The sequence below is a fragment of the Ohtaekwangia sp. genome (assembly GCF_036568665.1).
In the GTDB taxonomy this organism is placed as follows: Bacteria; Bacteroidota; Bacteroidia; order Cytophagales; family Cyclobacteriaceae; genus Ohtaekwangia.
In genome coordinates this window covers 1-8,214 of record NZ_DATCSD010000472.1, presented here as the reverse complement: position 1 = coordinate 8,214, position 8,214 = coordinate 1, and the positions used below count along the sequence as shown (strand labels likewise).

Below are 8,214 nucleotides of genomic sequence, written 5' to 3'. Positions count from 1 at the left end.
TTTTTTCAAAGGCTCATAAAAAACACCTAAATATTTTTTTAGACTACCCTAAACTTTTATTTTCGTACGGCCGTTAAATCAGGAGACTATGCTGAGCTATACTGAAGAAAATTACCTGAAAGCCATATACCATTTATCCGATGGAGGAACAAAGGCAGTTTCCACCAACGAGATCGCGGAGTCTATGAATACCAAGGCAGCGTCTGTAACGGACATGATCAAAAAGCTCTCTGGTAAAAATCTTATAGCCTACGAAAAATATTATGGCGTAAAGATCACCAGGCAGGGTCGCGCAGAAGCATTGATGGTAGTTCGTAAGCACCGGCTTTGGGAAACATTCCTCGTGCAGAAACTTCACTTCGCGTGGGACGAAGTGCATGAAGTAGCCGAGCAGCTTGAACATATACAGTCTCCCCTATTGATTGAAAAGCTGGATGAATTTTTAGAATATCCTACCGTTGATCCGCACGGTCATCCTATACCTGACAAGAGTGGTAGGATACAAGAGATACGACAAGTACCACTCTCCGAATGTTTTGGTAAAAAGAAAAAGATAGTAATACGATCCGTAAAACATGGCACCCCCTCCTTTCTGCAATACCTCAGCAAGATTGGTATATATATAGGAGCCGGTATAGCTATACTCGATCGCGTAGATTTTGATGGTTCACTGGAACTGCTCATCGATGGCAAGAAGAAAGTTTTTATATCCAACGAAGCAGCGCAAAACCTCCTGGTGAACACACCTAACTAGTAACAAATAATATATGAATAACGATAGTGCCTTACAACGAAAATCATTGAGTGAAGTACACTCGTCCGTACTCACCGATCGCAAAGGCTGGAGTAAATTATTTGCATTTCTTGGTCCTGCTTACCTGGTGAGTGTAGGCTATATGGACCCCGGAAACTGGGCCACCGATATAGCCGGTGGGAGTAAATTTGGCTATACATTGATATGGGTATTGCTCATGTCGAACCTGATGGCGTTGCTCCTGCAAAGTCTCAGTGCACGACTCGGTATCGTGCGGCAACTCGATCTCGCACAGGCATCACGAAGCACCTATCATCCTGTCGTAAATTTTGCCCTGTGGATATTGGCTGAGATCGCGATAGCGGCCTGCGACCTGGCAGAAGTACTCGGTATGGCAATAGGTTTACAATTACTCTTTGGTCTTCCGCTCATCTGGGGTGTAAGCCTCACGGTGCTTGACACACTGCTATTATTGGTACTGCAAAGTTATGGTATGCGCAAGATCGAAGCATTCATTATAGCGCTGGTAGCCATTATAGGAGGAGCTTTCCTTATTGAAATGATTCTTGCAAAACCAGCTTTAGGTGAACTGGCTGAAGGATTTATACCCGCTATACCTAACGATGAAGCGCTATATATAGCCATTGGTATTATAGGGGCTACCGTAATGCCGCATAATCTATATCTGCACTCGTCATTGGTGCAGACCCGCAGATTCGATCAGACGGAGAAAGGTATATGGACAGCCATCAAGTATAATTTTATTGATTCTGCCATTGCGCTGAATGCTGCGTTCTTTGTTAATGCCGCTATACTCGTGCTGGCGGCATCAACCTTTTTTAAGGCAGGCATGAGCGATGTGGTGGATATACAGGAAGCCTATAAATTCCTCACGCCCCTATTGGGCACAAACTGGGCTTCCATGTTGTTTGGTATAGCGCTGATCGCTGCAGGACAAAGTTCTACCATTACCGGTACACTTGCCGGGCAGATTGTAATGGAAGGATACCTGAACCTGCGCATAGCCCCGTGGTTGCGCAGACTCATCACTCGCCTTATCGCGATCATTCCTGCCTATATCGTGATCCTGGTATATGGTGAAGGCGAAACCGGAGCATTGCTGGTGTTCAGTCAGGTAGTGCTAAGTTTGCAGCTCGGGTTTGCTGTTATACCGCTCATCCATTTCAACAGCGATAAAGAAAAAATGGGTCAATACGTTATCAAGCCATGGGTAAAGATGGCAGCGTGGATCATCGCGATTATAATTGTATCGCTGAACGTAAAACTGGTATACCAGGAAATAGATGGTTGGCTAACGGATGCCGGTGAGTACGCCTGGATTGTGTGGAGTACCGCTATACCTGTATGTATTGCTGCATTTGGCTTGTTACTATATATAACATTCAAACCTATTATTGAAAAACGTACTGCCGAAAAAGCTGCCAAGATTCCCCATGGCACTGCGAAAGCAATCGATGATATAGCGAAGCCTGAGTATAAACGTATCGCTGTCTGCGTAGACTTTAGTAAGGTAGATTCACTGGCTATCGGTAATGCGCTGGCGCAAGGTGGAAAGGATGCCCGCTATTTACTCATTCACGTAGTAGAAACAGCGGGTGCACTAGTATATGGCAGTGATATAGCTGACCTTGAATCAGCAAAAGATCATGCTGCATTGAATAACTATAAAAATCAGATCATTGAAAAAGGCTACCAGGCCGAACTAAAGATCGGCTTCGGAAAACCTGGTCAATGTATACCCGAGATGGTAAAAGATTACCAGGCCGATCTGCTGGTAATGGGTGCACACGGCCACCGGTTCTTTAAAGACCTGATCTTCGGAACAACACTCGATACGGTTCGGCACCGCGTAAACATCCCGATATTGATTGTAAAGGAAAACAAGCAATAAAAAATCGAAAAGGAATTTTCTGATGAAGCGACCCGTTCATACACCGGACGGGTCATTTCATTTTAACTATTTTTGCATTCTCAATTGTCATACATGAACGATACCATTGTTGCACTCGCTACAGCCCAGGGATTATCTGCCATTGCAGTCATTCGCCTTTCAGGAGAAGATGCTATAGCCATCACACAAAAAGTTTTTTCAGGCAGGAACCTGGAAGCTCAACCATCACACACGGTACATTTCGGCACACTGCGGGATGGCGATAAGATCATTGATGAAGTGCTGGTATCACTCTTCAAGGCTCCCAACTCTTTCACAAAAGAAAACAGTGTAGAGATATCGTGTCACGGTTCACCAGTTATAGTAAAGGAGATCATCAAGGTATTGTTGAAGCACGGGGCTCGTCTGGCAGAAGCCGGAGAATTTACCAAGCGCGCTTTTCTGCATGGGCGATTCGATCTTGCCCAGGCTGAAGCAGTGGCAGACCTCATCAATGCTGAAACCGATAACGCGCGACAAGCGGCACTAAACCAAATGCGCGGTGGCTTCTCGCGCGAGATCAACACACTGCGCGAAGAACTGATTCACTTTGCTTCGCTGATAGAACTGGAGCTGGACTTTGGTGAAGAAGATGTAGAGTTTGCCAAGCGCGATGATCTGCGTGAGCTCATCAAACGCATACAAAAATATCTTCGTGCATTGATCGAGTCGTTCGATCAGGGTAACGTAATCAAGAATGGAGTGCCTACTGTAATAGCCGGGAAACCGAATGCTGGTAAATCTACATTGCTGAATACATTGCTCAATGAAGATAAAGCCATCGTATCGGATATACCGGGAACAACGCGCGATGTAATTGAAGATGAAATGATACTGGGAGGTATAAATTTCCGCTTCATCGATACAGCCGGACTACGCGAAACACAGGATGTGATTGAAGCTATAGGAGTCGAACGCACACGCGAGCGCATGAAGAAGGCTTCGTTAATTATATACCTGTTCGATCTTTCACTCGCTACGATAGAAGAAATACTACACGAAGAACAAGGCCTGCAGCAATTAGGTATCCCCTATATCAAAGTTGGCAACAAGGTAGACAGAGCAACGCCTGCTTTTGTGGAAGAGCTGCAAAAACACAACTTCACCTTTATCAGCGCTTCCAATAAAACCAATATAACCGAGTTGAAAGACAAGATACTTGCCTCCTTCCAGGTAAAGACTGTGAAGGCAGGCGATGTACTGGTAACCAACCTGCGTCACTATCAAAACCTGTTGCAGACCAATGAAGCACTACAACGTGTACTCGACAGTATGGATAACGGTGTTACCGGAGATTTCCTCGCGATGGATATACGCCAGGCATTACACTACCTCGGAGAAATAACCGGCACGATTACAACGGATGACCTACTGGACAATATATTCTCGAAGTTTTGCATCGGGAAGTGAGTTTTAGAACTCCCTAAGATTCAGTCAAAAAAAAGAATTTACATTTCGTTTACATTTTTTTACAAGCGATTTACCAAACTGGGCACAATAGCGTTGTAGCTTATCGGCCTTTAATCTTTAGAGCCGACATTCAACAAAATAGGTCATGCTTAAAAACTATTTCACTATCTCCATTCGCAATATTCTTAAGCGAAAGTTTTTTGCAAGCCTCAACATATTGGGTATGACTATAGGCATCACAGCTTGTTTGCTCATTGCTTTGTATGTAATTGATGAATTTAGCTATGATCGTTTCCACTCCAATGCTGATAGAATTTACCAAGTTGGACTACACAAAAAAATCGGAACGCAGGATTTGCGTAGTGCTTCTACTTGTCCTCCCCTGGCTGATGCGATGATGTCAGAGATACCTGAAGTGGAGTCTACGCTCAGAATGACTCGTTGGGGAAGGCCGGTTTTTCGTTATGGCGAAAAAGCACTTACTGAGGAAAAGGTGTTTATTACGGAAAGCAATTTTTTTGATTTCTTTTCTTTCAAACTTATTTCGGGTAATGCCAATACCGCCTTACGAGAACCTAATTCAGTCGTGCTCACCGAGAAGACAGCGCGCAAATATTTCGGTGATGAAGACCCACTGGAGAAATTGATCATCATCGGTGAAGGTGATTACAAATTAACCTATAAAGTGACCGGTGTCGCGGCCGACTGCCCAGGCAACTCTCATTTTCGTTTCAATGCATTGCTTTCGCCTGAGCAAGATAGTTACTTCAAATATAAACTGTGGCTTAACAGTGGTGTATTCACGTATTTTCTATTGCGAAAAAACACATCCGTGTCTGATGTTGAGCAAAAATTGAAAAACATAGTGGCGAAATATGTAGCTCCCGATATGCTGCAGTTTTTAGGCAACAGCCTGGATCAGTTTCGCAAAGCAGGGGGAGTTTATAGTTACTACGCAACAAAGATTACCGACATCCATCTGAAGTCAACTTCGCAAGACGATATAGAGCCAGGTGGAAGCATGATGTACATGTATATTTTTAGTGGTATTGGCATTTTTATTATGGCTATCGCCTGTATCAATTTCATGAACATGTCTACCGCGCAATCTGCCAGTCGCGCAAAGGAAATAGGATTACGCAAAACGCTGGGCTCATATCGAAGCCAGATGATTGGCCAATTTCTTGCCGAGTCTATGCTATACAGTTTGGTGTCTGTTGTCCTGTCTGTAGTGCTCTGCTACTTTTTACTACCCGCTTTCAATTTGCTGTCGGGAAAAGAATTGTCTGTCACCAATTTGCTGGATGTCAAATTCATTCTGGCAATTGGGTTGATGTTGCTAACGGTCAGTTTGCTGGCAGGAAGCTATCCGGCATTTTATCTTACCTCATTTAGTCCGGTTGAAGTTTTGAAGGGGAAAGTCAGCACGGGGCTCAGGAGTAAAGGCATCCGCAGCACGTTAGTAGTGTTTCAATTTGCCATTTCTATTTTCCTCATCATCGTCACTTCAGTTATTTATACGCAAATCAATTTCATGCAACAACAGCAAATGGGCATGGACAGGAGAAATGTGTTGGTGCTTGAAAACGGACTAGGGCTTGGTAACAATGGACTAGCCTTTCGCGATGCACTTGCTCAGCAAACCGGTGTTACAAAAGTCAGTTTTACCGTAAACAGATTTCCTGGAGCCAACAACGCCATGCCTATGCGCTCTGCAAAAAATGAAGGGGAGCATTCTGCAGCATCTTACCGTGCTGATTTTGACCTTCAGGGTGTATTAAAGTTTGAAATGATAGATGGCCGCTATTTCTCAGAAGATTTTCCTTCCGATTCTACTGCGGTGGTCATCAACGAAGCTGCCGCAAAGGAATTTGGGTTTGCCAAAGCAGAAGAGCAGGAGATTCTGCACACTCCAAATGGTACCTATGTGCCCGCTCATGTTATCGGCATCATGAAAGATTTTAATTTCGAAAGCTATCGCGACAACGTGAGGCCGTTAGCTGTTTTTTTAGGTCGCGGTCCTTCAGGTTTCTTGATGGTACGGTACGAGGGCAATGCCAAAACATTGATTGACAACACCTCAAAACTCTGGAAGCAATATGCCGGCTCAGAACCATTCGAATATATTTTTTTGGACGAAAGCTTTAACATTTTTTTTCGTTCAGAGGAGAGGATTGGGCAAGTGCTAAGCGTATTCTCAGGCCTGGCCATTTTCATTGCTTGCCTTGGCCTGTTCGCTCTTGCCGCATTCACGGCTGAACAGCGCACCAAAGAGATCGGCATACGCAAAGTGATGGGTGCATCGGTGGGCTCGCTTTCAATGACTTTGACGAAAGAATTTGTCGTGCTAGTACTCATCGCCATTGTACCAGCGACCGCGTTAGGTTGGTGGGTGTCATCTCAATGGCTAAGTGGATTTGCCTATCGTGTGGAAATTAGTCTGTTTATTTTTATGATTGCCGGTGTATCGGCTATCGCTATCGCATGGCTTACGGTTGGATATCAGTCCATCAAAGCTGCTCGTGCTAATCCGGTGGATTCACTACGCCATGAGTAACCTAACCACACACGGAATATAATACTGGCTGCAGCTCACAAAGCAATAAAATTTCTTCAGGGTGTTTTAGAGATGCTTAGTTGTATTTAGGTGATATCTGTTACTATTTTGTTACTCGAATCAGTAAACACACTGACTATCAATGAAGGGCACATTTTGCATCGGGAAGTGAAGGAGCTTCATTCAAAATTATTTTGCCATAAAACAAGAATCTGCTGCTTGGTTTATCTGCACATTTCGCATCGAGGTTACTACTATACAATACACCATGTGTTTTATGGCTTTCATTAGCGATTCGTTGCAACAGCCAAAATTCCATTATGAATTCACCATTGCTGAATAATGATACATACTTGGTTATCCCTCAACGCAAATTCTTTTGCTCCCCAAGGGCGAAGCGTGACTTTACTGAGATTGGGATGCAAAAAATCGGGATGTGATGAACTTATTTTTTTGTATACTTCATCGATATTATTCGTTACGAACCTAAATTCAGGATTGTGTTCCTTTGCTAATTCTTTATTTTCGAAAAGGTATATTTGCAGGTCGTTCTTTTCGAGCACGCAAAACGGATTTTTTGATTTCAACTCATCATGTCCGATATTAAATTCAAGACAGTCAACAAATAGCTTTAATCCGTCTTTAATATCTACGTAATAGACGTTAGGAACTAACTTGGCAAAGTTCATAGTTGATTTCATTTCGACTGATTTCGTAAATATATCTTTTCACAAAGATGTCCTTTATTTTTACTTGTCGCGCTTGATTACAATCAAGAAATCACTTGATTCTAGCTCTCACTCGACTCAATGTCTCAGGTGTCATTCCCAGGTATGAAGCAATTAGCATTTGCGGAAAGCGATTTACCCATTGGGGGTGTTCTAATAAAAGTTCTTTGTATCGTTCGTCTGGGTTCTTTGAGCTGATTGTTGCTACATAAGATGTAGGAATTGTTAAGTCGGACAATAATGCGTTTAGCATCCGAAAACAAGGATGACTATCCATAAGCATATGAATGTCTCTTAATGTAATAGAAGCAATTTCTGAATCCTCAATTGCTTCTATGTAATTTTTAGAAGGTTGTTGTGTCAATAGGCTTTCAAGGTCTGCGATCCAATTGTTCTCAACAAAAAACTTTATTGTCAATTCCCTATTGTTCAATTTTTTAAAGACCCGAAAGCTACCAGTCAGAATAAAAGTGATACCGTCTGACACCTGATTTTCTTTTATAAGCAGGTCCTTCTTTTTAAGACTATTAAAAGTCACTTTATCAGTAAAGAGACTTAGCTGTTCTTCTGAAAACTGGTGAATCTTAAAAAGAGATTTTTTTATCTCGGAAATACCTGTCATGTTATTCTGAGTTGTCTATTCGTTTTGCAATTGTGACTAACGTTTCACAAGTTATTGATATTCAATTTATCGGCTTATACACTTAAAAAGAATTAGTTAATAAACTGTAATCCATTTGTTTGTTGCGCCCCCACCTAACGTATTGATATTCTGTTTTGAGCACATTTTGTATCGAAAAGTGACTTTGAATTA

6 protein-coding genes are annotated in these 8,214 nt (G+C 42.7%); 4 read left to right on the top strand and 2 right to left on the bottom strand.

What is annotated here, in order from left to right:
- Positions 1–88: 88 nt before the first annotated feature.
- From VIN08_RS27555 to VIN08_RS27540, 4 genes are all read left to right on the top strand, one after another.
- The gene (locus VIN08_RS27555) at positions 89–754 is read left to right on the top strand and encodes a metal-dependent transcriptional regulator (RefSeq protein WP_331972785.1); all 666 of its coding nucleotides are present in this window, start codon (positions 89–91) and stop codon (positions 752–754) included.
- A gap of 13 nt (positions 755–767) precedes the next feature.
- Complete coding sequence (locus VIN08_RS27550; protein ID WP_331972783.1) at positions 768–2,666, top strand: Nramp family divalent metal transporter; 1,899 nt, start codon at positions 768–770, stop codon at positions 2,664–2,666.
- Positions 2,667–2,738: 72 nt separating this feature from the next.
- Complete coding sequence (gene mnmE, locus VIN08_RS27545) at positions 2,739–4,115, top strand: tRNA uridine-5-carboxymethylaminomethyl(34) synthesis GTPase MnmE (RefSeq protein ID WP_414693319.1); 1,377 nt, start codon at positions 2,739–2,741, stop codon at positions 4,113–4,115.
- A 145-nt stretch (positions 4,116–4,260) separates the two neighbouring features.
- Positions 4,261–6,672: an ABC transporter permease gene (locus VIN08_RS27540; protein WP_331972779.1), complete on the top strand. Its 2,412-nt coding sequence runs from the start codon at positions 4,261–4,263 to the stop codon at positions 6,670–6,672.
- Between the two features lie 326 nt (positions 6,673–6,998).
- On the opposite strand, the gene VIN08_RS27535 is transcribed toward VIN08_RS27540, so the two are convergent.
- A complete protein-coding gene (locus VIN08_RS27535) occupies positions 6,999–7,361 on the bottom strand; it encodes a hypothetical protein (protein ID WP_331972777.1) in 363 nt (120 codons plus the stop codon).
- Between the two features lie 91 nt (positions 7,362–7,452).
- Positions 7,453–8,022 carry a Crp/Fnr family transcriptional regulator gene (locus VIN08_RS27530; RefSeq protein WP_331972775.1) on the bottom strand — a complete coding sequence of 190 codons (570 nt, stop codon included), beginning with the start codon at positions 8,020–8,022 and terminating at the stop codon, positions 7,453–7,455.
- Positions 8,023–8,214: the final 192 nt, after the last annotated feature.